Annotated in this window: 2 protein-coding genes; both read right to left on the bottom strand. The window is 49.8% G+C overall.

Features of this window, described 5'->3' with window-relative positions:
- Positions 1-169: 169 nt before the first annotated feature.
- Entirely contained in the window at positions 170-1,609 is a 1,440-nt protein-coding gene (locus HMPREF2554_RS09090) for an MFS transporter (RefSeq protein WP_070554859.1), read from the bottom strand.
- Positions 1,610-1,956: 347 nt separating this feature from the next.
- Positions 1,957-2,064: a hypothetical protein gene (locus HMPREF2554_RS12030; protein ID WP_371326186.1), complete on the bottom strand. Its 108-nt coding sequence runs from the start codon at positions 2,062-2,064 to the stop codon at positions 1,957-1,959.
- Between the last annotated feature and the right edge of the window lie 2 nt (positions 2,065-2,066).

Here is a 2,066-nt window from a genome sequence, read left to right as displayed (position 1 = left end):
TTGAAGATAACACCTCTTCGGCATATTCCCTCAGGGGCGTAATTCGGTGAACACTGGCACCCTTTGCCCCTTAAAGGCAACCGCGAGCAGGTAGGATTTTGCCGATAAGATAGGATTTTCCTACCTGCTCGGACCAAAAACCACCTGCTCGCGGAAACTGAAATTACGCCTATGCGTTTTCTGCAGTGAGTTTCTTATCCCTCTCAGCCATCATGCGTTTCTCGGCCCCATTAACAAGCCAGAGGAACACAATAGCCAGTCCCGAGCACACGATCATGAAGATGAAGGCGGTGCTCCAGCCCCAGTGATCCACAATGATGCCGATACCGGTAGAAGCCAACGTAGCACCCAGGGCATACCCGAAAAGACCGGTAAATCCTGCGGCGGTACCCGCGACATGTGAAGGCGACAGGTCAATAGCCTGCAAACCAATCAGCATTACCGGCCCATAAATCAGACCGCCAATCAGGGCCAACGCAATATAGGCGACAATGAGCGGAGCATCGGCTGAAGGCAGCCAATACAGCAAAATAGCGCCTACGGTAGCAATCAAGAAGAGAATACCCGCGGGTGAACGACGCCCCTTAAAGACATAGTCAGAGACGAAACCGCAGAGAATAGTGCCGCCAATACCGGCAAGCTCCAGGATTGAGAACCCAGCAATACCGCCCTCAAGGGAAGCGTGGCGCACATCGTGCAAATATTTAGGAGCCCACACCAGCACACCGTAGCGCAGCGTGTACACAAAGACATTAGCAAGAGCCAGATACACCATGGTCGAATTAGTCAGCACATGCTTACGAATAGTCGTCCATGTTGATTCAGAACGGTCTTCGTCCGTGGACTCAACCTTGTGGGGGTCGTTACGGTACACGTCAATAGTGGGCAGACCCTCAGCCTCTGGATTATCGCGAATCAGCAGCCACGCCACAAAAGCAAGCACAAAGCTAATCACGGCGGGGAACCAAAAAGCAACCTGCCAGGTTTTACCGAAGAGCGTGAAACCCCAGGCAACCAAAAGACCTGAAAGCGCGCCACCAACGTTATGTGCGGTATTCCAGAGAGAAACCTTAGACCCGCGCTCGCTCGTTGAGAACCAGTTCACGAGCACGCGGCCTGAGGGCGGCCATCCCATACCCTGGAAGATACCGTTGAAGACCATAATGGCGGCCATGGTGGATGCGATTGCGGCCCCGTATCCTGCAGCTGCCGCACCGGATCCCATGTACCCGGCGATAGCGAGCAGAACGTTTGCAATACCAGAAAGTACTAATCCTATGGGGAGAAATAACCGCGCATTAGAGCGGTCAGAAATCATAGCGGTAAAGAATTTGCTGAAACCATAGGCTAAAAGCAACGCCGTAGAAAGCGCACCAATAGCCGCATTACTAAAACCGAGCTCATGAGTCAGAATCGGCGTAACAAGCGGAACGTTATTGCGAATCAGATAAAACGTTGCGTACCCGATAAAAATACCCATAAAAACCTGAAAACGTAGGCGTGGGTACTTCGATGCGACCTCTGCTGTGCTCAGTTGAGGTTTTGCTGCCGGGATAGCAAGCCAGCGGGGTACAGAACCCTTCTTCTTTGGAGAATCTGTAGTAGTCATGCTCGCATTTTAGGAATAGATACCTATAGAAATAGTAATTTTAAGAGCATATGTACAGGTTACTTAAACTAGAAATGAACATATGTTCAGAATGATTATTCTGTGAATAACAATTTTAGGCTGTCAAAACAATAAATTTTTTATTTATGTGAGATAGGACTATGTCTTAGGGAACATAAATGCTTATGTTGGATGCGCATACCCTCTATATAACCGCGAGCAGGTAGGATTTTGCCGATAAGGTAGGATTTTCCTACCTGTTCGGATCAAAAACCACCTGCTCGCGGAATTATTGTGATTGTTTAAGCCTGTAATTAAGGCACTTTATAGGGGTGGAACGTCAGAGACTACAGGCTCGCCCGAACCTTCTTCGCGGCGGACACTACGTTCTTGAGCGTCTTCTTCGTCTCCTCGTAGTCGCGGGTCTTCAAACCGCAATCCGGGTTAACCCACAGGT

Origin of the sequence: Rothia sp. HMSC071F11, from assembly GCF_001809115.1 — a bacterium.
GTDB classification, from domain to species: Bacteria; Actinomycetota; Actinomycetes; order Actinomycetales; family Micrococcaceae; genus Rothia; species Rothia dentocariosa.
Note: the sequence above shows the minus strand (reverse complement) of the source record. Positions and strands in the feature narration are given on the sequence as shown.